The 20166-nt window shown below is 50.8% G+C and carries 21 protein-coding genes; 12 read left to right on the top strand and 9 right to left on the bottom strand.

Annotated features, from left to right (window positions below):
- Positions 1–26 precede the first annotated feature (26 nt).
- Together hutG and ACO0K4_RS01315 are read left to right on the top strand one after the other, a co-directional pair.
- Positions 27–848: an N-formylglutamate deformylase gene (gene hutG, locus ACO0K4_RS01320; RefSeq protein ID WP_422954797.1), complete on the top strand. Its 822-nt coding sequence runs from the start codon at positions 27–29 to the stop codon at positions 846–848.
- On the top strand, positions 845–2209 hold the full coding sequence (locus ACO0K4_RS01315; RefSeq protein ID WP_422954796.1) for a formimidoylglutamate deiminase: 1365 nt from the start codon (positions 845–847) through the stop codon (positions 2207–2209). The genes hutG and ACO0K4_RS01315 overlap by 4 nt, the downstream gene beginning before the upstream one ends.
- A gap of 63 nt (positions 2210–2272) precedes the next feature.
- On the opposite strand, the gene ACO0K4_RS01310 is transcribed toward ACO0K4_RS01315, so the two are convergent.
- From ACO0K4_RS01310 to ACO0K4_RS01300, 3 genes are all read right to left on the bottom strand, one after another.
- The gene (locus ACO0K4_RS01310) at positions 2273–3805 is read right to left on the bottom strand and encodes a M48 family metallopeptidase (protein WP_422954795.1); all 1533 of its coding nucleotides are present in this window, start codon (positions 3803–3805) and stop codon (positions 2273–2275) included.
- 167 nt (positions 3806–3972) lie between these two features.
- Positions 3973–6078 carry a hypothetical protein gene (locus ACO0K4_RS01305; protein ID WP_422954794.1) on the bottom strand — a complete coding sequence of 702 codons (2106 nt, stop codon included), beginning with the start codon at positions 6076–6078 and terminating at the stop codon, positions 3973–3975.
- 562 nt (positions 6079–6640) lie between these two features.
- Positions 6641–6787 (bottom strand): hypothetical protein, encoded by a 147-nt coding sequence (locus ACO0K4_RS01300; protein WP_422954793.1) that lies wholly within the window; start codon positions 6785–6787, stop codon positions 6641–6643.
- Positions 6788–6813: 26 nt separating this feature from the next.
- On the opposite strand from ACO0K4_RS01300, the gene ACO0K4_RS01295 reads away from it, so the two are divergent.
- The gene (locus tag ACO0K4_RS01295; protein ID WP_422954792.1) at positions 6814–8709 is read left to right on the top strand and encodes an alpha-amylase family glycosyl hydrolase; all 1896 of its coding nucleotides are present in this window, start codon (positions 6814–6816) and stop codon (positions 8707–8709) included.
- A 55-nt stretch (positions 8710–8764) separates the two neighbouring features.
- Here ACO0K4_RS01295 and ACO0K4_RS01290 read toward each other — a convergent pair whose 3' ends face one another.
- Positions 8765–9715: a LysR family transcriptional regulator gene (locus ACO0K4_RS01290; protein ID WP_422954791.1), complete on the bottom strand. Its 951-nt coding sequence runs from the start codon at positions 9713–9715 to the stop codon at positions 8765–8767.
- A gap of 229 nt (positions 9716–9944) precedes the next feature.
- Between ACO0K4_RS01290 and ACO0K4_RS01285 the strand changes: the two genes are divergently transcribed.
- The 8 genes from ACO0K4_RS01285 to ACO0K4_RS01250 all read left to right on the top strand — a co-directional run bounded on the left by ACO0K4_RS01285 (position 9945) and on the right by ACO0K4_RS01250 (position 14085).
- Positions 9945–10556 (top strand): FMN-dependent NADH-azoreductase, encoded by a 612-nt coding sequence (locus tag ACO0K4_RS01285; RefSeq protein ID WP_422954790.1) that lies wholly within the window; start codon positions 9945–9947, stop codon positions 10554–10556.
- 74 nt (positions 10557–10630) lie between these two features.
- Entirely contained in the window at positions 10631–11530 is a 900-nt protein-coding gene (locus ACO0K4_RS01280) for a pirin family protein (protein WP_422954789.1), read from the top strand.
- Positions 11531–11584: 54 nt separating this feature from the next.
- A complete protein-coding gene (locus tag ACO0K4_RS01275; protein WP_422954788.1) occupies positions 11585–11992 on the top strand; it encodes a DoxX family protein in 408 nt (135 codons plus the stop codon).
- A 125-nt stretch (positions 11993–12117) separates the two neighbouring features.
- Positions 12118–12558: a GNAT family N-acetyltransferase gene (locus tag ACO0K4_RS01270; RefSeq protein WP_422954787.1), complete on the top strand. Its 441-nt coding sequence runs from the start codon at positions 12118–12120 to the stop codon at positions 12556–12558.
- Between the two features lie 51 nt (positions 12559–12609).
- On the top strand, positions 12610–12978 hold the full coding sequence (locus tag ACO0K4_RS01265) for a nuclear transport factor 2 family protein (protein WP_422954786.1): 369 nt from the start codon (positions 12610–12612) through the stop codon (positions 12976–12978).
- A 48-nt stretch (positions 12979–13026) separates the two neighbouring features.
- A complete protein-coding gene (locus tag ACO0K4_RS01260) occupies positions 13027–13374 on the top strand; it encodes a GFA family protein (RefSeq protein WP_422954785.1) in 348 nt (115 codons plus the stop codon).
- Between the two features lie 38 nt (positions 13375–13412).
- Positions 13413–13826, top strand: coding sequence for a DUF6157 family protein (locus ACO0K4_RS01255; protein WP_422954784.1), 414 nt, complete (start codon positions 13413–13415; stop codon positions 13824–13826).
- A 40-nt stretch (positions 13827–13866) separates the two neighbouring features.
- Positions 13867–14085: a DUF6500 family protein gene (locus tag ACO0K4_RS01250; protein ID WP_422954783.1), complete on the top strand. Its 219-nt coding sequence runs from the start codon at positions 13867–13869 to the stop codon at positions 14083–14085.
- Between the two features lie 73 nt (positions 14086–14158).
- Here the strand turns inward: ACO0K4_RS01250 and ACO0K4_RS01245 are convergent, their stop codons facing one another.
- Positions 14159–15220, bottom strand: a complete 1062-nt coding sequence (locus tag ACO0K4_RS01245) for a 3-deoxy-7-phosphoheptulonate synthase (RefSeq protein ID WP_422954782.1) — start codon at positions 15218–15220, stop codon at positions 14159–14161.
- A gap of 440 nt (positions 15221–15660) precedes the next feature.
- Here ACO0K4_RS01245 and ACO0K4_RS01240 point away from each other — a divergent pair, with 440 nt between their 5' ends.
- Positions 15661–16782, top strand: a complete 1122-nt coding sequence (locus ACO0K4_RS01240; RefSeq protein ID WP_422954781.1) for a DUF1624 domain-containing protein — start codon at positions 15661–15663, stop codon at positions 16780–16782.
- 15 nt (positions 16783–16797) lie between these two features.
- Here ACO0K4_RS01240 and ACO0K4_RS01235 read toward each other — a convergent pair whose 3' ends face one another.
- From ACO0K4_RS01235 to ACO0K4_RS01220, 4 genes are all read right to left on the bottom strand, one after another.
- Positions 16798–17445 (bottom strand): YcbK family protein, encoded by a 648-nt coding sequence (locus ACO0K4_RS01235; RefSeq protein WP_422954780.1) that lies wholly within the window; start codon positions 17443–17445, stop codon positions 16798–16800.
- Positions 17446–17521: 76 nt separating this feature from the next.
- Positions 17522–18745, bottom strand: a complete 1224-nt coding sequence (locus ACO0K4_RS01230) for a 6-phosphofructokinase (protein ID WP_422954779.1) — start codon at positions 18743–18745, stop codon at positions 17522–17524.
- Between the two features lie 112 nt (positions 18746–18857).
- A complete protein-coding gene (locus tag ACO0K4_RS01225; RefSeq protein ID WP_422954778.1) occupies positions 18858–19652 on the bottom strand; it encodes an arylamine N-acetyltransferase family protein in 795 nt (264 codons plus the stop codon).
- Positions 19642–20148, bottom strand: coding sequence for a flavodoxin family protein (locus ACO0K4_RS01220; RefSeq protein ID WP_422954777.1), 507 nt, complete (start codon positions 20146–20148; stop codon positions 19642–19644). Before ACO0K4_RS01220 ends, ACO0K4_RS01225 begins: the two co-directional genes overlap by 11 nt.
- Positions 20149–20166 lie beyond the last annotated feature (18 nt).

Here is a 20166-nt window from a genome sequence, read left to right as displayed (position 1 = left end):
ATGATTTTTTTAGAGAGCATGACATCATGAATCCAGTTTTTCATTTTCATCAGGGCAGTGTGCCTTTATTGATTTCTATGCCGCATGCAGGGACGAATATTCCACCTGAGGTCAGCGCGCAATTGCAGCCGGTCGCGTTTGAAAAGGCGGATACGGACTGGCATCTGCCCTTGCTTTACAACATGGCACAAGCGCTCGGAGCCTCGGTGATTCATGCTGAATATTCTCGTTACGTGATTGATCTGAATCGCTCCCCTGACGATAGCAACCTGTATCCGGGACAAGATACGACGGGCTTGTGTCCGGTCGATACTTTCGACAAACAAGCTTTATATCCTGTGGGTCATATGCCTGATACTGCCGAGGTGCAGCGCCGTATCACTCGCTACTGGCAGCCGTATCATCAGCAGTTGCAGCAGGAACTGGCGCGGCTCAGAGCGCAGCATGGGATCGCTATTTTGTGGGATGCCCATTCGATTGCTTCGCAGGTACCGCGTTTCTTTGAGGGGAAATTGCCGGATCTGAATTTTGGTACCGCCGATCAGCGTTCTTGTCATATCGGCTTGCAAGAAGCGCTGGCAGATTGCCTGAATCAGTCCACGTCAGCACAAGTCTACAGCCATGTATTTAACGGACGATTTAAAGGTGGCTATATCACACGACAGTATGGCCGGCCCGATGATCATATCCATGCGGTACAACTGGAAATGAGTCAGTGTATTTATATGGATGAGCATGCGCCTTTTGCCTACCGGCCTGATCTCGCCGCACAGATACAACCCACGCTGACGCAATTGCTCACGACCTGCGTTGACTGGGCTTCGCAGCAGGCAGGAGCGGGTGTATGAGTGGACGTATCTTTGCCCGGCATGCTTATCTGCCGGACGGTTGGGCGCAGAATGTGCGCTTGTCCTGGAATGATGCGGGCGACCTGACCGCGGTCAGCCCGGATGTGCAGGTCGAGCCGCATGAGATGCAGGAAGACTATATCGTGCCCGGCATGATTAATCTTCACTCACATGCATTTCAGCGTGCCATGGCGGGGATGACAGAAATCGCAGGAGAAGGGCCGGATAGTTTCTGGACCTGGCGCGACCTGATGTACCGGACAGCATTGCGCATTACGCCGGAGCAGATGCAGGCGATTGCAGCGCAGCTTTATGCCGAATGTCTGCGTCATGGCTACACCTCGGTATGTGAATTCCATTATCTGCATCGCGCACCTGACGGTGCTTTTTACGCAAACATGGCGGAGACGGCAGAGCGCGTGATCGCTGCGGCAAATGAGACGGGTATGGGCATCACCATGTTACCGGTGCTGTATAGCTATGCCGATTTTGGCGAGACAGCATTGCGTGATGACCAGCGCCGTTTTTCGACCAATCCCGAACAGATTTTGCAATTGGTACAGCAGCTTGAGTCGGCACGTAATGCTCAGGTGGAAGTTGGTGTCGCACCGCATTCTTTGCGCGCCGCCAGCACGACACAGATACGGGATCTGGTTGCTGCCTTACCCGCTGATCGCCCGGTGCATATTCATATCGCTGAACAACAAAAAGAAGTAGACGCCTGTCTTGCGTACAGCGGTCAACGTCCGGTGCAGTTGCTGCTCGATACGCAGAATATCGATCAGCGCTGGTGTCTGGTGCACGCGACGCATCTGGATAAGGCAGAACTGGCTGCAGTAGCCGCAAGCCGGGCAGTCGCAGGTATTTGCACGACCACGGAGGGAAATCTCGGAGACGGTTTTTTTGATCTACCTGATTTTATTGCTGCCAATGGACGCTTCGGCATCGGCAGTGACAGCCATGTATCGCAAAGTCCCATAGAAGAATTGCGCTGGCTGGAGTACGGGCAGCGCTTACGTCTTCAAGGCCGCAATATCGCCAGCCAGCTTGGACAACGACGTGTCGGCGATTATTTATGGCAAGCTTGTTTGCAAGGTGGTGCACAAGCGGCGGGGCGTCGTGTCGGGCAACTGGCATGTGGTATGCGAGCTGATTTTTTGGTGCTGGATCATCTGCATCCAAATCTGCAAGGTTTGCCCGCTACGGAGGTATTGAATACCTGGATTTTTGCGGGCAACGACAATCTGGTCAGGGATGTACGCGTCGGCGGTCGTCTGGTGGTGGAGCATGGACGGCATGTGCAGCAGGCATCGATACAGGCTGCGTATCTCGATTGCATGCGCACCTTGAGATCTGTGTAGATTGTAGTTTCAGGTGATAGGTAGTACGGGTGAAGAATATGTTACCGCCACCCGAACTACCTATCACGCTGCCGTATCCGGAGTTTGCGCAGGTGTCTGCTGTGGTGAGGTTGTTGGTGCTGTCGCAGCCTGCATTGGTGATGTTGCCGGTAGATTGAATTGCGCCAGATACGTCGATTTCAGCGAGCCGGTTAAACCCATTTGCAACAATTCAAACGGCTGTACAGATTGCGGCACTGGCAGCAGTCGCTGCATGCTAATCGCTTGTCCCGGAGTTGCTTTGATAGAAAATCCTCGATGAATCAAGCAGGCGGCAATCCACTCTTCTAAAATCTCCAGTACATGATTACGCTTGCCCTGTGGCGATAAGAAACTTACGCCTTCAGGCTTGAGTCTCTCCCAGGAATCTTCGGGACGTAAGGCCATTTGTACCAGTTCGGTGAAAGGCAATTTTTCAGGATCCATCCAGCTACCGGCAAAGCGTTGCTGTATCTGGGGTTGCATGACTGTTTCGCCAAAAGTATCCCAGTCTGCCGGACTTAATTTGCTCTGGTCGAACAGAAGATACCAGGCATCCTCAGTCGCTTTTTCTCCACCAATCAGATGCATACATTGGGACAGTGGCGGGTAGCTAGGTTTCGCGCCAGGCACCAGTGCGCTGACCCGTTCCGCCAGTGATGGATGTGTGTCAAATTCTGAGCTCTTATGCGACTCTGCGTGCTTGATGGCATTGTGAACCGCAGCACGTTTTACCCCGGGGCGGCAAAAGCGACGGAAACCATCAAAAATCGGCATCCGTGCGCCGCGATTAATGGCCGGACCGAGCTCATGATCGAGATAGGTCGACCACATAGGATCAATCAGATGGACTTTTTCCAGTGCGCTGCGGGTCGCTGCTGTGCCGAAATATTGTGCTGCCTGCGCATCGGCGGCATATTCTTGTTCACGCGATACGCTGGCGGATAAACGTAAAAACCATTTGCCGTAATAGCGGAACAGCAGGTCCAGAAAAAACAGAGAATTATCAAGATCGGTTACCGTATTAGCAATCGACATGCGAGTCCGGTATACCCATGGACCCAGGGACAGATCACCGCCAACAAAGTGACCGAATTCATGCGCAATAACGGACCCCAGTTCTTGCTCAGACAGCGTGCCCAGCAAGGGTAAACCCAGTCCGACTTCCAGCGATTTTATTTTGCCTTGCCAGTTACGTTTGCCGCTGATAAATGCGCTGGCAGCACCGATCAGGTGGATATTCACTGGCGCCTGGATGTCCAGTTTTTTTGCGATGTGTTCAACCATGGCATACAAGTCAGCTGCAGTGTCGCGTGACAAAGGTTTGACGCTGGACGCACTCTCTTTGGCACGCCGGCGCGGACGTAGTGAATAGGCCAGACTCAGTCCTGCGATGCCAGCCACAATGCCGGTAAATTGCAACGACGAGCGATACGATAACTGGGCGAAGGGTATCCATAGCAAGCCGCAAACCAAGCCGATCGCGAGTAACCAGAAACCTAACCACAAGGCCAGAACCAGGCTCGCACGCTGTGCGATATTGGCGCGGCTGGAAGAATTTTTTTCATTTTTTTTCATAGACTTGAATACTGTAACGATCATTTAATCTGGGATTTGCATGGCTTCCGTTAAACACGGCTGGTTACCTTACAGTTTCTCGCTGGAACAATTTTTATACGTGCTGAATGGACCTGAATTGGTCTCAATTGATCTAAGCAGTAGGTGCGACATACATTCATGACTCATTAGCCTGGCCATTGGTTTAACGCCGTACTGACGGTGCCATGCAGAAGATCGGTTCTTGCTGCGCGGGCACGCAGAGCCGACCGTTCTGCCGCGGGCAATTGCGGATTCCGTGAGCGGATCAGGTATGCCGCTGCCTGCACATCCAGATCAATGTCCGCTTCATCGAGCGACACCGAATCACCGCGCATAAACTGGCGCAGCAAGTCGTCTTCGGATTTTGGCAAGCGTAACAAACCCTTGGTTTTGTCGAGCACGATTTTGTCATCGGTACGGACGGCTTCTCCATACAGTAAAGTCAGCTGGTCGGTACCTAGTGCGCCGATCTGGTAACGGGTGACGTCATGCGCTGCCAGCAAGGCTTTGGCAGGTGCATTGCGCAAAGCAAGCGCCAGTTTGACGGTCGGTGCCAGTGTGTTTTGCGGCAGAATCGGTGCCAGTCCTGCACGTACCCGGTAAAAATCTAAAGCGACAGAATTTTTTTCGTCACCGGGTAAGGCTTTGAGATACAGCTCAGGGTCGGCACCGAAATATTTCGCGACCAGGCCAAAGTCCGCTGCATGGCCAGCACGGTTATTTGCGGTCTTGTCGCGCACTACCGCATTGAGCAGATTCATGGCATCGAATCCTTTGCGCTGCGCCACCAGCAAGCGTACTTCCAGATCGATTAAGCGGTCTGCGTCAATGGCTGAAATCTGACGCAGGCGAGCCATGTCGCGGATCGCATTCGGATAGTCGCCATGGACTGCCCGGCGCCAGATCAGGCTACGCAGAATGTTCGGATCTTTCGGGAATCTTTGCGCCAGTGCCTGCATTGTGCTGATACCTTCGACCCCTGACATCAGCGAGGCGTACAGATATTGTTCACTTGCTGAATCGGGCTGTAGCCGAGCGCGCTCGGCATATTCTGCCAGCAGCACATCATGCTGACCGGCCTCGTCGCGCATGTCTTGCACCATCCGCTCATAGATTACCTGGCCGGGTTTTGCTTGCATGACGCGCTGTGCAACACGCATGCCTTCTTTGCTAGACACGGCCTCTGCAGCAAGGATCGCGGTACTCGCATAACGCATGTCCCAGTCATGTAATTGCGCCAGCGCTTCTGCCGCCTTCGCCATATCTTTTTCGTGTCCCTGATCAAACGCATAGCTCATGCACGCCATCACGCCGGGTGTGTCGCCGCTGTGAATGATCGTCAGATGATTCACGCTGACACTGGTCTGGTGCTTGCTCATGCTGATGGTATTGGGCGGTTCTTCAAACGCATATTTGATGTTGTCCAGCTCCAGAAAACGCTTGCCGCAATACACGGTTTGCGCACCGCCTGTATCGGGACTGGCGGGCGCAGTTTTGCTGTAGACGATCGTGTTTTGGACTAACGGAGCGGCACCGGCAATGTTCCAGATCGTATAGTGGTCGCTGCTGTTGAGAGTTTCGTCTAAGGTGTCGATAACACCTGAGGGACCTGCGGTGGCGACGCCGTGTACCCGCCCTGCCTTTAGGTTGATCGTGGCTTTTGCCTGTGGCGCCAGGTTCAGCGTCTGCCGGTCAAAACTCACGCTGACAGGGACATCGAAACCATTCAGTATCATCAAATCCTGCGTATTCGATTCATGATAGCTATGCGCTGCACCGGATAACACCAGGACGACAGCCAGCAGTGCGAGTCCGCGTGTATACAGCCAGCCCAGAATGCCCAGAGGGGCGCGCGCATAAATTTGCCACTGACGGGTGCCAGTACTTTTCACCACATACGCACCCAGTGGCACTAGCGGAATCGCGAACAGAATGACGAAGGCGTGCAGGGCGATATAGCTATCATCCAGATCTTTTTCTGCTTTGCCGATAAAACCAAATCCGACGGAATTAATACTACCCAGCGAGGGTTTGCCTTTTAGCGGTTTGGCAAACAGGCGACGCTCACTAGTCAGCAGGCGCAAGACATCGCTGTGCTGCGGCAGGCGACGGAATAGTTTTGCCAATACCAGCGCCCGATAGACTTTAAAAGTGTCGCCAGACTCGATGGCGCGACTGATTTTTGGATCGTCAATCAGGGCGTGTAGTTCTGGAACACGTTGTAGTAATTGGGCAGGATCTGCTATCGACATGGACTTGATCGGTAATGAAGCGTTGGAAAAACCTTAAACATACCCCTTGGACGTCACACTCGCCTCACCTGGTCGGGAAGATCAAGTATCAGAAGTGTGATGCAGAGGAGGGACGGAGTTATTGCTCATGATGCAAGCTGTAACAAAGTATCAGCAAGGTACCAACAAGCAACAATTTACACAATAGGCCAGCACCACGATTGCTGCCCGGATAAGGGTTTTTGATGTTGCAAAGCGATAAGAGATTTCGCCGCTGAGCGCGACATGCCTTATTGACGTGCCCCGGATTGCATCAGATGGGTAAGATAAATAGGCACTATCTGCCTGATGAACCTTGCCAGGAATGCAAAGTGGTTCTATCACTACGCCGGCCGCTGCGATTCCGGTGGCGATTCGTTTGTATCAGTTTCACTAGCTTTGCAGATTAATATTTATGTAGATTAGTTACATTTAATCCGCTAATTTCCCCATTTTTTCGCATATGCAGCATGGAAAGTTCGTCCTAGCCAATAGAATTTATTTGTAGTTATGCTACATTAATCTCAGGAAGTTGCTAATTTTTTTACGGGTAATCCCTCCTGCCATCTTCCTTGACGATCATGCTGGCCTCATCCGCGCCACGCATTTCTTCGTTCTCACTGTTGCATACCGCAATCTGCACACCGCAAAGACGGCTGGCAGCTGACGGTGCTTTATTTATATTTTCCACACATTGATAAAAATTTTGGAGTAGACATGAGAATCGATACAACTGCAACACCCCGCCGTCGCTTAGTCAGACGCACTGTGCTTGCCAGCGCTTTGGCAATCAGTAGCCTCGGCGCGTCTTTGCCTGTTCAGGCGGCGAATTTTAATGCCAACGATACGTCGGTACAGATGTTCCGCTGGAAATGGAATGACATCGCCAAGGAGTGTACGAATTTTCTCGGACCGCAAGGCTACGGTGCGGTGCAGGTATCGCCGCCGCAAGCCTCTGCGAGCCTGAGTGCCTGGTATGACGTGTATCAGCCGGTGAACTTCACTTCACTGAAAAGTAATATGGGTACCGAGGCGGAATTTCAGAGCATGGTCAATACCTGCCATACCGCTAAAGTTCGCATTTATGCGGACGTCGTAGTGAATCACATGGCGGCTGGCTCCGGTACGGCGACCGACGGATCGACCTGGAACTCGACGACGCTGCAATATCCTAATTTCAGCAGCAGCGATTTTCATCCAGCCTGTGATATCCAGGGCAGTGACTACGATAACAATCGCAACAACGTCATCGTGTGTCGCCTGGTTGGCCTGCCTGATCTGAAGACCGATGGTACCTATGTGCGCGGTCAGGTAAAAAATTATCTGAATAAATTGCTCGCCATGGGGGTTGACGGCTTCCGTTTTGATGCGGCGAAGCACATGCAGCCAGCCGATCTGCAAGCCTTTGTCACCAGCGTGGCCAGCACGACCAGTTCAGGTGAGCCGGTCTGGGTAACGCAGGAAATTATTTCTGACGGTACCGTGAATCGTGGTGATTACTTCCCAGCGGGGACAATCAATGAATTCAAATTCGCCGCGGCGATGCGCGAAACCTTTCGCTCGACAAACGGCAACCAGTTGTCCCAAATCCGTACCTACATGGGGACGCCGGGTAATTGGGGCGGAACCTGGGGATTCGTCGATAGCACCAAGGCGACCGTATTCGTGAACAACTGGGACACTGAGCGCAATGGCGACTCAATGAATGCCAGCAATTTTACCGGCGTGACCAATGACACGCAGGGAACGAAGCGCTATGATCTGGCGAATATTTTCATGCTTGCCTGGCCTTATGGACATGCCCAGGTTCACTCTGGTTTTCGCTTCAGTAACAAAGACCAGAACGCGCCATCTGCCAGTCCCTACGATGCCAGCGGCAATCCTAAGATCAACGTCGATTGGGACTTTATCCATCGCTGGTCTGACATCGCGAATATGGTGGCATTCCGTGCTGCGACTTCCGGACAAGGGGTTGGTAATTTTACTAATGGCACGATCAACCAGATCGCATTCAGCCGCGGTGCTAACGGTTTTGTCGCGATCAATAATGAGGCTTCTGCATGGAATCCATCGTTGCAAACAGGATTGCCAGCAGGGACCTATTGCAATGTCGTGCATGGTCAGCTGAATGCAGCGAAAACAGCATGTACCAGCGATAGTGTGACGGTTGGCAGCAACGGTATTGCCGCACTAAATATTGCCGCTAACGGAGGTACTACCGTGCCTGCGGTGGCTTTGCACATCAACCAGAAAGTCACCGGAAGCGGTAGCGGCGGTGGCACAACGTGCACGACGGTGGATGTTAAATTCCGCGTAGCGAATGCGAATACGGTAGTCGGTCAAAATGTGTATGTCGTCGGTAACCGCAATGAGCTCAACAACTGGACGCCGGTTACCAGCATGACGATAGAAGGCAGCGGTGCCAATGTGCCCTGGTCACGCACCGTACAGTTGCCACCGTCGACCGCCATACAATATAAGTTCGTGAAACATGGTGCCGTCGCTGATGTGTGGGAAAGCAATCAGACCACAAGCAGCGGCAACCGTGAAGCCGTAACACCTGCCTGCGGTGCAGCGACTCTAGTGCTGGACGCCGGTAACTTTAAGTTCTAAGTAGCAGATTATTTCCAGTTCACAGTCACCGCCTTCATGGATATGAAGTTTGTATTTAAGGTCGTGACTGTTTTTTTCTCAGACTTACCTGAGCTTCAATTGCCTGGCATTGTGGCCCGGAGAACTGGGTCTCCAGCGCATCCAGAAACACGCGGGTTCTGGCTGGCATCAGGCGGCGCCCCGGGAACACAGCTGATATCGTGACCGAGGGTAAAGTCCAGTCGCCCAATACTTGCACCAGCTCACCGGTTTTGACGAGTTGTTCTGCAAAATAATCGGATAGCATCGTAATGCCGACACCTGAGCGTGCCAGACGGATTAAGGTCTCTGGCGAGTTGGCCGTGGCACGAGCCGGTGGCGAGCCGCGCCAGTTTTCTTCTCCGCGACTCAGTGACCAGATTTCCGGCTCGCCGGTACGCATCAGAATACGCAGGCTGTCGTGTTCCATCAATGCTTCGGGTTCGTAGGGCGTGCCACGTTTTTGCAGATAGGCCGGTGCCGCATACAGACCGACAGTAAACACGGCGAGTCGTCGCGCTGCCAGAGTGGCATCATCTGCCAGTTCGCCTACCCGTATCGCCAGGTCAAAATTCTCACCGATCAGATCAACGCGCCGTGCCGACAGATCAAGCTCTAAAGATATCGCCGGGTAACGGCCAATGAATTCCGCCAGCAAGTGAGCCAATACATCATTCGCAAAATCGTTTGGCATGGAGATACGCAAGCGACCGCTGGGTTGAATTTGCCGGTGCTGCGCCAGAGCCATAGCTGATTCGACTTCGGCAGTAACCTGATGCGCATGCAATAACACGGCATGACCAAAATCCGTCACGCTGAGTTTGCGTGTTGTTCGCAAGAGCAGGCACTCACCTAACTGAGATTCCAGCTCAGTAATCCGGCGTGATAAGGTCGACTTCGGCAAGCCTAGCCGCTCTGCCGCACGGCTAAAACTACCCTCATCCACGACGCGGGCGAACAGCAATAAATCATTGGCTTCGAGTTGCATGTGATCTCCAAAGTGCGTTTGTATCTCCTCTATTGTGCCATTAATGGGACAATCATATCCATTTTATGGTCTTCTGCTTTGATTTCGGAACGTATAAAGTGAGTCCATCGCCTCTCCGCGACTACATCAGCGAACGAACACACTGACAAACGAAGCTACCGAAGCTACCGAAGCTACCGAAGTTACCGAAGTTACCGAAGTTACCGAATTTACCGAAAAGGATTCCATCATGAACATCTTGCAAATTAACTCCAGCGTCCGCGCTTCTGCTTCCCACTCCAGCAATCTGGCTAACACGGTCGTTGAGCGCTTGCGTGCTGCTGCGCCTGACGCCACACTGACTGTGCGCGATCTTGGCAGCAACCCGCATCCGACATTGGATGGTGCTGCATTAGGTGCCTTGTTTACACCGGCTGATCAGCGGACAGCAGAGCAAGCCGCTCGCGTTGCGCTGGATGATGCACTGATTGCTGAAATACAGGCGGCCGATACGGTTGTCCTCGCCGTGCCTATGTATAACTTTGGCGTGTCCGTCCAACTGAAAAACTGGATCGACGCTATTTCTCGTGCGCAGGTTACGTTTCGCTATACAGCAAACGGCCCTGAAGGCATGCTGACAGGTAAAAAAGTGATTGTGGTATTGACCCGTGGCGGCTTATATCGCAACACGCCGAATGATACGCAAACACCGTATTTAAAAACCTTCCTCGGCTTTTTGGGCATGAGCGATGTACAGTTTATTTTTGCCGAAGGTCTGGCGATGGGGCCAGATGCAGAGCAGGCGGCATTGACATCTGCCCGTGAACAGATTGCAGAAATTGATGTAGCCGTAGCGGCATAAATCGGCCAGGCGCGACTTTAGGGATAGTACTCATCATCAAACGTCGCGCTGACCGCAACACAAAGGAAATCATCATGACATCAGCAACAATCGATACAGTAACAACTAACACACTGCAGCCAGAGATCGTGACGCAGGCGCGTGCGGTCGAGCAATTAGTGCTGGGACAAGCGACATCGGATGGTGATGGTGTCAAGCTGACTCGCGTATTAACACAAGGCTTGCAATACCGGCTTGATCCCTACCTGATGTTGGATGCCTTTGGTACCGATGACCCCCAGGATTATATCGGCGGCTTTCCCGATCATCCGCATCGTGGTTTCGAGACCATCACTTATATGCTGACAGGTCGCATGCGTCATCATGACAGTGCCGGTAATGAAGGTCTGCTGCAAAACGGTGGTGTGCAATGGATGACCGCAGGTCGCGGCGTGATCCATTCTGAATTGCCTGAGCAGGAAGATGGCCGCATGGAAGGGTTTCAGCTCTGGCTCAACCTGAGTGCAAAAGACAAGATGATCGCACCCTGGTACAAAGATATTCAGAGCGACAGTATTCCGCAATTCACCACACCTGACGGCGCGACAGTCAGGGTGATTGCCGGTGCCAGTCATGGCGTCAAGGGGGCGATGCAGCGCGATGTTACCGAACCGCTGTATCTGGATTTGCATCTGGAAGATGGCGCAGTATTTTTGCAGGCAATGGCTGCCAGCATGAACGCTTTTGTCTATGTCTACCGCGGTGAATTGCAGATTGGTGAAAAGGCCGTGCCACAACAACGTATGGCAATTTTGCGTAATGAAGCTCATAGCGACGGTGTGATTTTGCGCGCAAATGGACCTAGCCGCGCTTTGTTGATTGCCGGTCAGCCTTTAAAAGAAACCATCGTCCAGTACGGGCCGTTTGTCATGAATAGCCAGGCGGAGATTTTTCAGGCGATCAATGATTTCAGAGCAGGGAAACTGGCTGCGTAATTTAAGTATTATCAGCTTGAGAAATTTTTATCAATTTTTTTGAAAGTAATAACTATGAACACATTACATCGTTTTGGCCCCTTGCTTGGACGTATCCTGATCGCCCTGATTTTTGTTGCATCAGGTGCTGGCAAGATCGCCGGTTTCGACGGAACAGTCGCTTATATCGCCAGCAAAGGCCTGCCTCTACCGCAACTGGCAGCGATCGCTGCCATTATTGTTGAGCTGGGTGGTGGTATCGCCGTGATTGTAGGATGGAAGGCGCGTTGGGCCGCTGCTGCGATGCTGGTATTTACGGCATCTGCTGCGGTGATTTTTCATAACTTCTGGGGCGTACCGGCAGACCAGGCACAGAATCAAATGATTCACTTCATGAAAAATATCTCAATGATGGGCGGACTGCTATTTGTCATCCTCCACGGCAGCGGCGCATTGAGTCTGGATGGAAGTGGCAAAAAATAAGACGATCAAACGTAGCACCTAAGAGATAAAAATCCCTTGAAGAGCATTGGCTGTTCAAGGGATTTTTGCTTTATTGGGCAGAACAGCTTATTGTTTGATTTTTTACAATCAACAAAGTCAATAGCATGCCCATTACTTACCGAGACGCCACCATCGACGACATCCCTGTCATTATGGAAATTCGCTTCGCCGTCAAAGAAAATATTTTGTCCAATCCAAATGCGGTTACGCCAGCGATGTGTATCGATTATCTGGATCAATTGGGACATGGCTGGGTAGCGGAGATCGATCAGCAGGTAGTCGGATTTTCTTACGCCGCATCGCAGGATAATTCTATTTGGGCGCTATTTGTTTTGCCTGAATTTGAAGGTCAGGGTATCGGTAAAAGCTTACTCACGCTTGCTACCGGCTGGCTATTTCAGCGTGGTGCAGACCACATCAAACTAGGTACGCAAGCGAATACCCGCGCAGATCGCTTTTATGGATTGCAAGCTTGGGTGCGCGGTGATATGAAAAATCACAGTGAAGTCAATTACACGCTCAACAGACCAGTCAGTATTTCTTGAGTGATCAACCATCCTAATTGCCTCAATCGCCTTAGATATTCCGGAGTGTTTATGACCCTGAAAGAGCGTGCAATTCATTTCCTGACTTTGGTGGCAAGCGGTGATGTACATCAAGCGTATGTGCTCTATGTCAGCGATCAGCTGATTCACCACAATCCCGCCTTTCCTGCTGGCGTAGCAGCGTTGAAGCACGCAATGGCGCAGAATTTGGTAAGCCATCCACATAAGACAGTTGAGGTGCAGAGAGCGCTGCAGGATGGGGATCTGGTCGCTGTTCATTCAAAAATTAAAATGCATGACCTACACTCCGAGGTTGCGGTTATGCATCTATTCAGATTTGCAGATCAGCGTATTGTCGAGCTATGGGATATAGGGCAAGCCGTACCCGAGACGTCGCCTAACCTACATGGTATGTTTTGACCTCTTCTTCCGATATCAAACTTAAACAATGTTATGACTGAACGTACGATGAAAACCTATCAGGGCAGCTGTCACTGCGGCGCAGTGCGCTTTGAAATCACCACAGATTTTCCGGAGTTAACTCAGTGCGATTGCTCTATTTGCCGCAAGAAAAATGCACTCATGGTGAAAGTGCATGAGAGCCAGTTCACGCTACTTGCAGGTGAAGACTATCTGACTGAATATCAGTTTCACACCAAGACGGCACGACACTTTTTTTGTAAAACCTGCGGTATTTATCCCTTCCACCGCAAGCGTGTCACGCCTGACAATCTGGGCATCAATGTGTTTTGTCTTGACGGCTTAGATCCAGACGCGATACCTGTACGCAGGGCTAAGGGTGCGGCGATGCTTTGATAACTCAGCCTTGGTAATCGGTTGGATAAGCTGATGAGATGAACTACTACAATACATTTATTGCTGTCGCCACGGATACCAAAGCATCTCATGGAATGCTGCCACCAGTCCGCTCTGAAAAAAAAACGATTGCGGTTCTGGAATATGAATTGATTTTCCCTCGGCCATATCTGCTCACCCAAGAAGACGTACAGTTTGCTGTGTACGCGCAAAGACATGGCCTGACAGCTAAGGTGCTCAAAGAAAAAAGCGGGCAACTCTGGCAGGATTTTTTTGCCAGACCGATGGCATGCATGCGCACCTCTCCGCTTGCTAAGAGCTACGGATGGGGTTTGCATTTCAATCCGGTGGGTAAGCTGGCGCTGGTGCCTGTGGAAAGTGCGGAGTATCAAAAACTCATTGCCGATCAGTCGATGACGCAGACGCGGGCGATGCGTAGTAAGCGTGAATAATAGTTACGAATAAATAGTTGAACTAAGGTGAAAGCGCTGGATGAATACAGAATTACGCAGAAAAATTATTGCGATATGTGAAGCAAAAATTGCGGCCAAAGGAACTCGTGTCGGACTATCTTTTTACGCTTTTTTTGCGAATAAAAATAGTAATCCGGCTTTGTTAATGGAGGTTGCTGAGTGGTGGATCAAGACGCATCAGCTTGATCATTTTGAGAAAGCAGTCAAAATCAAGCAGATGGTCGAGACGATGGAATAATCGTCTGATGGTAGAAAAAGACGGCACATGATTGCCGTCTTTTTTATAGGTCGATCAATAAATTCTGGTTATTTTACGCCTTATGTGTACGCAGTTTTTCTGCTGCCTCACGTATCATTATTTCTGTCGTCGCCCAGTCTACGCAGGCATCGGTGACTGAGCAGCCGTATTTGAGCTGCGACAGATCATCGGGGATCGCTTGATTGCCCGCCACAATATTCGATTCAATCATCACACCGACCAGCGCTTTGTTGCCGTTTACTACCTGATTGATAACGTCGGCCATGACCAGTGGTTGCAGCTCCGGCTTTTTGTAGCTGTTTGCATGGGAGCAGTCGACGACGACGTTTGCAGGCAGCTTTGCTTTGGTCAGGGCTTGTTCTGCCATGGCGACAGAAACCGTATCGTAGTTAGGCCGACCATCGCCACCGCGCAGGACAACATGGCCATGCGGATTGCCGCTGGTGCGGACGATGGAAACACGACCCTGACCGTTCAGGCCGAGGAAGGAGTGGGGATGCGATGCAGATAAAATCGCATTGATCGCGATACTGATATCACCATCGGTTCCATTTTTAAAACCGACCGGGGTTGATAAGCCAGATGACATTTCTCGGTGGGTTTGCGATTCTGTGGTCCGTGCACCGATGGCAGTCCAGGCAATCAGGTCACCCAGATATTGCGGAGAGATTGGGTCCAATGCTTCGGTGCCGGTTGGCAAACCAAGTTCGCAGACATCGAGTAAAAATTGACGCGCTTTTTCCATGCCTTGGTCAACGCGGAAAGAATCATCCATGTACGGATCATTGATATAGCCTTTCCAGCCTGTTGTTGTGCGTGGTTTTTCAAAATACACACGCATCACCAGCAGTAACTGGTCTTTCACTTCATCTTGCAAGGCTTTCAGGCGACGGGCGTAATCGAGTCCAGCGACAGGATCGTGGATGGAACAGGGACCAACGACGACGAACAGACGCGGATCTTTACGCTCCAGAATATTGCGCAATTGCTCGCGACCTTCATTCACGACGCTGGCGGCGAGTTCTGTCAGGGGGAGACGGGCATGCAGATCCTCCGGCGTTGGCATCGCATCAAAGGAGGTAACGTTAATATTTTCTAAATCTTGGCTGTTCATAGGTGTCAATGGGGAAATAAATAAGCAATAGTTAGCCCTATTATCGCCCATGTTTTGTGCAAGGCACAAATTGCCTCAGCATGATCCCGTCAGATGTGGTGTCCGGTGCACGGGTTTCAGGTAAGTGATTGAGGCAAGTCCTCGAGATAGACCTTCATGCTTCGGCTGTAACACGCTGTCATTCTCCAGCATGATCACAGTCGCAAATCAAGGACGCACTGGAAAAGAGGCTTGGCCGATCCATGTGCAAAGGAGTGTGATACCGCTTGACGTAGCAGACCCACGCTACTAAAAAAATGGCTGAACACGCAGATCGAGCGCTATATTATCGACTAAACTTAAAGGCTATAAGCCGAGAAATACAGGGTGAAATATGTCCACGGCCATTTCACCCAATTCCTGCAAGTCTGACCGACCAATCAATCACTGGAACTAAGCACATGATGACAAAACCCGGACGTTTGCCTGCTATCGATGTATTGCGCGGTTTGGTGATTGCTTTGATGGCGCTTGATCATGTGCGCGACTTTTTTGCACCGACACCGTTTAATCCACTGGACTTGACGCAGACCTCGGTCGGCTGGTTTTTTACCCGCTGGATGACGCATTTATGCGCGCCGACCTTTGTTTTGCTGGCGGGGGTGTCCGGGTTCTTACGGGCACAAAAATTTGACCGGCCGGCGATGGCGCGTTATCTGCTGAGCCGTGGGGCGATGCTGGTTGTGCTGGAGCTGACATGGATTAATTTCAGCTGGCAATTTGGCTTCGAGAGCATCATGTTGCAAGTGATCTGGGTTCTCGGTGTTGGGATGATGAGTCTTGCTGGTCTGATCTTTTTACCGCGCCCCTTGATTTTGCTGATCGCCGCTGCTTTGCTGTTGCCGCATAATTTACTTGATCAGTTTCATCATCCTGATCCGAGTTTGTGGATGAAATTGTGGCACCAGGGCGGATGGATACCGCTGGGCGAACATTTTGGTATCTTTGTTCTTTATCCTCTGATGCCATGGATAGGTTTGATGGCTGCCGGTTATGGCATAGGCCCTTTGTTTTTGAAATCGCCTGCCGAACGTCAGCGTGGCTTATGGATTGCCTCCGTCGGCTTATTGTTGCTGTTCCTTGCTCTGCGTAGCGGTAACTGGTACGGCGATCCCGAACCATGGACGATGCAGGCGGGTGGCTGGATGCTGAGCCTGATGTCGTTTTTAAAGGTGCATAAGTATCCACCGTCAGTGCTATATCTTTGCGTGACTTTGAGCATCAGTTTTGCGTTGCTGGCCTTCATGGATCAGCGAGTCAAAGGGGAAGTGCCCGTTCTGTCTTTATTCGGCAGCCATCCGCTGTTTTTTTATTGCGTACATGTGGCACTGATACATGCTCTGGGCTGGATCACGATGCAGACTTTGTACGGCGGACAGGTCCAATTTGATGGCGGTAAGCAGATTGTCCCTGCCGGTTACCATGCCTCGCTGCTGATGTGTTATGCGGCCTGGTTTGTTGTCCTGGTATTGATGTATGGGATTACGCATCGCTGGGCGATCTGGCGTCGTCAGCCAGGCTAATCCTGCTACCAGCGACTACGCTTTCCAGGTTCTTTGTAAGCCTGTATCGGTATGAATCCAGCCGCCTTTTGCACTGGGGCGGTAGTAGAAGCCGACGCCGCCCTGGCGGAAACTGCGTATCAATTCTCCCAGCGCCTCTTCATGCAATTTGGCGATACGGATATCGGCAGCCCGGCCTTCCAGGTGCAGGGATTTTCTTGCTGCCGGTATGCCTTCCTCGATCAGGCGCTGATTGGATTCCGGGGTGCGATATCCTGACAAGACTTCGAGCGGATTTGTCATCCCAAAGCGGGCGATAAACGCCTGAGTCGCCCACAAGGTTTCAATTAATTTGGGATCAATGGGCGCGGTTTTTTTGCCATTCACGTCGCGCAAAATATGGCAAAGTTGTTCATATGCGGAGGCCTGAACCTCGCCATCTTTCCAGTACAGCAGTTTGGTACGCTCACCGCTGGCTGGGCGGATCAGATCAATCGTCCGTGGCTTGACCCAAAATTCAATGTCCAGCGCCTGCGAGTCAAACAGATCTGGTGGTGGTTCCATCTCGTGCGGCTTTTCCTTCGGCTTGTCTTCTGCCAATCCACTCAGCGGGCGGGTGCCGATTATTACGCCGGCAGCGGTTAGCATGAGAGTTTTTTTCAATAAATCACGTCGGGATTGCATAGAGTCTTTATATGAATATGGGCTGGGAATAACACGCTATGAATAATATGCTACGAACGTCAACGACCCGGAAGACTTAGCGTAGTTCTTGATTCAATATTTTATCGACCCTGCTACAACGCAGTCGAAACGCATCTGGCATACCTGAGCCCAGTAAAGGGCGTAAATACAGCCGGAACGCATCAGTCACATCAGTCCCCTCCGGCGTAATGAATTCATCTTCCATGACCCGTGTTTTACCTGCGACGGCCTCCAGTGGGATTAGCTCATAATCAACAGAATAAAAGCCAGTACGTTTGATCGCGACGGAGCCATCTTGCTGACCCCACATCGCAAACTGCACCGCTTTTTCACCGACTTCGCGCGCTTCACGCTGATCAACATCCGAGACGCAGCCAATAAACGAGCGTTGCAGATAGCCAAAGGTATCGCCACGGACGCGTTTGATATTCAGCTTCGATTTGATTTCTTCACATAGCAAATCTGCCAGTGCGCCTGTGCCGGATAACTGCACGTTGCCATGCGCATCATGCTCCAGTTCTTTGGCGAGCAGGCTTAATATCGGCGTACCCGAGGCATCGTGTATCCCTTCAGAGACCGCAACAACACAACGGCCGTGACGCGCATAAGTGCGTTTGACGTCGGCTAAAAACTGGTCAATGCTAAAGTCACGTTCTGGCAAGTAAATCAGGTGAGGACCGTCATCAGGAAATTTTTTTCCCAAGGCCGAGGCGGCAGTTAAGAAGCCCGCGTGCCGCCCCATGACCACGCCGACATACGCACCGGGCAGCGCCGCATTATCCAGATTCGCACCGGCAAATGCCTGAGCCACAAAGCGCGCTGCCGAAGGGAAACCAGGGGTATGGTCATTGCCAACCAGATCGTTATCAATCGTCTTGGGAATATGGATGCAGCGCAGCGGATAGCCTGCTTTTTGCGCCTCCAGACTGACGATGCGCACCGTATCCGAAGAGTCATTACCGCCGATATAAAAGAAATGCTCGATCTCATGCGCTTGCAAGACTTTAAAAATTTTCTGGCAGTACTCTGCATCCGGTTTGTCCCGGGTAGAGCCCAAGGCAGAAGACGGCGTACCGGCAACCAGCTCCAGATTGTGACTGGTCTCCTGGGTCAGATCGATAAAGTCCTCATCGATAATCCCGCGGACACCGTGAAGCGCGCCGTAGATGCGCTCGACCTGTTTGAAGCGCCGGGCTTCCAGTACGACACCGACCAGCGATTGGTTAATGACGGCAGTCGGGCCGCCGCCTTGTGCCACCAGAATCTTGCCTGACGCCATGAGATACCTCTTCGTTGGTTGCTATTTCTATTGCAAATATACTGGCCAATCTTGCCACTGTGGCTGGGAGGGGGAAGACATTTATATGTGGAGAATTATGCTCGCTAAGACATCATTTAGCCATCAATCTAGCGAGGCAGCAATCTTCTGAAAGCGCTATTTTAAAATTCTTCCTCAAAATTTCTCGGTATTCAGATTCGCTACCAATAATATATTCAGTCCGCTTATTTTTGCCGGATATGATGAAGCGGCCATTCGATATTGTTTTCCTTCCATATTTCGTCGCAATTGAACACACAGATTTTTGTGTAAAGTGAGACTTGGGAGAGGTCTGTTGAAAGACGCACATAGTATGGAATGCAAGAACTTGATGGGTATTCAAAGTGAAGCCGTATTGCGGTGAACGAGCCATACCGATTTTCCGCCGGTATAAAATAAAGTTCAAACCATGTTGCTCAACATCGTAAACACTGTCGAGCTGAATTGAATGACTAATGTCCAAAAATACAGGCTCTCGGAACGAATCTCCAAAGCCAACATCCATAATCACTTGCTTGTCATTCACCGCTACCGTCAACAGCATATGGTCAAAGTCTGGCCCATAGGAGCTTCCGTTGAATACCTTTGCGGAAAGCATATGGACTTGAAAGCCTAATGCGGTTAGAAGCTCAAAAAAAAGAGTATTTAATTCGTAACAAAAACCGCCTCGGTATTTGAGCACCACCTTATCAAAAAGCGCATCGACGGATAAGCTAACTGGTTTACTAAGGAAAATATCCAGATTCTCAAATGGAACATATTGCATGTGCGCCAGATGAAGTCCTCTTAACGTTGATAGTTCAAGGCTTGTACTGCCTCGATAACCGATTCTTTCGAGATATTGCGCTACCATTACGTCATTTAGCATGTGATTTCCTGATAAAAGTATTGATCGCTAAGTGATGCTTATAAATCTCTATATCCTCAATACATGGGCAATAGAGCATCTCTCGATAACAGATACCTAGATAACGGAAAGTTAACTGGAACATTTGTTCAAAGCACAGAGGTGGTACCTGATCGCAACCGGTCGCAATCACCGATCCACTCTTTTGTCTCAGTTGACGGCCCAGACTCTTCTCTATCGTGATTAAATCAGACAGTCGGTCTAAAAAAACTTTCATCACACTACTGGGTGCATACCAATAAATTGGTGAAGCCAAGACAATGTGCTCAAACTTCAGGACTTCGTTCATTAAGGGTAAAAAATCATCACTTCTATTTCCATGGTCATAGTCATAAGGACTTATTTCATAGTCCGATAAATTGAATAGAGCAGCCGCTGTGTCGTTGGCAACATAATTTGCTAATTGATGGGTATTTCCCTGATTGCGGGCGCTACCAAGAATAATGACTGTACTCATATCGGCTTTCTTAATTGA

Origin of the sequence: Undibacterium sp. RuTC16W, from assembly GCF_049339445.1 — a bacterium.
Classification (GTDB): Bacteria; Pseudomonadota; Gammaproteobacteria; order Burkholderiales; family Burkholderiaceae_D; genus Undibacterium.
This window is presented reverse-complemented; position numbering and strand designations above follow the sequence as displayed.

Excerpts from the sequence above, each read along its gene's own strand:
- hutG (WP_422954797.1), top strand. The coding sequence starts at position 27 with ATGAATCCAGTTTTTCATTTTCATCAGGGCAGTGTGCCTTTATTGATT.
- ACO0K4_RS01315 (WP_422954796.1), top strand. The coding sequence starts at position 845 with ATGAGTGGACGTATCTTTGCCCGGCATGCTTATCTGCCGGACGGTTGG.
- ACO0K4_RS01310 (WP_422954795.1), bottom strand. The coding sequence starts at position 3,805 with ATGAAAAAAAATGAAAAAAATTCTTCCAGCCGCGCCAATATCGCACAG.
- ACO0K4_RS01305 (WP_422954794.1), bottom strand. The coding sequence starts at position 6,078 with ATGTCGATAGCAGATCCTGCCCAATTACTACAACGTGTTCCAGAACTA.
- ACO0K4_RS01295 (WP_422954792.1), top strand. The coding sequence starts at position 6,814 with ATGAGAATCGATACAACTGCAACACCCCGCCGTCGCTTAGTCAGACGC.
- ACO0K4_RS01290 (WP_422954791.1), bottom strand. The coding sequence starts at position 9,715 with ATGCAACTCGAAGCCAATGATTTATTGCTGTTCGCCCGCGTCGTGGAT.
- ACO0K4_RS01285 (WP_422954790.1), top strand. The coding sequence starts at position 9,945 with ATGAACATCTTGCAAATTAACTCCAGCGTCCGCGCTTCTGCTTCCCAC.
- ACO0K4_RS01280 (WP_422954789.1), top strand. The coding sequence starts at position 10,631 with ATGACATCAGCAACAATCGATACAGTAACAACTAACACACTGCAGCCA.
- ACO0K4_RS01275 (WP_422954788.1), top strand. The coding sequence starts at position 11,585 with ATGAACACATTACATCGTTTTGGCCCCTTGCTTGGACGTATCCTGATC.
- ACO0K4_RS01270 (WP_422954787.1), top strand. The coding sequence starts at position 12,118 with ATGCCCATTACTTACCGAGACGCCACCATCGACGACATCCCTGTCATT.
- ACO0K4_RS01265 (WP_422954786.1), top strand. The coding sequence starts at position 12,610 with ATGACCCTGAAAGAGCGTGCAATTCATTTCCTGACTTTGGTGGCAAGC.
- ACO0K4_RS01260 (WP_422954785.1), top strand. The coding sequence starts at position 13,027 with ATGAAAACCTATCAGGGCAGCTGTCACTGCGGCGCAGTGCGCTTTGAA.
- ACO0K4_RS01255 (WP_422954784.1), top strand. The coding sequence starts at position 13,413 with ATGAACTACTACAATACATTTATTGCTGTCGCCACGGATACCAAAGCA.
- ACO0K4_RS01250 (WP_422954783.1), top strand. The coding sequence starts at position 13,867 with ATGAATACAGAATTACGCAGAAAAATTATTGCGATATGTGAAGCAAAA.
- ACO0K4_RS01245 (WP_422954782.1), bottom strand. The coding sequence starts at position 15,220 with ATGAACAGCCAAGATTTAGAAAATATTAACGTTACCTCCTTTGATGCG.
- ACO0K4_RS01240 (WP_422954781.1), top strand. The coding sequence starts at position 15,661 with ATGATGACAAAACCCGGACGTTTGCCTGCTATCGATGTATTGCGCGGT.
- ACO0K4_RS01235 (WP_422954780.1), bottom strand. The coding sequence starts at position 17,445 with ATGCAATCCCGACGTGATTTATTGAAAAAAACTCTCATGCTAACCGCT.
- ACO0K4_RS01230 (WP_422954779.1), bottom strand. The coding sequence starts at position 18,745 with ATGGCGTCAGGCAAGATTCTGGTGGCACAAGGCGGCGGCCCGACTGCC.
- ACO0K4_RS01225 (WP_422954778.1), bottom strand. The coding sequence starts at position 19,652 with ATGCTAAATGACGTAATGGTAGCGCAATATCTCGAAAGAATCGGTTAT.
- ACO0K4_RS01220 (WP_422954777.1), bottom strand. The coding sequence starts at position 20,148 with ATGAGTACAGTCATTATTCTTGGTAGCGCCCGCAATCAGGGAAATACC.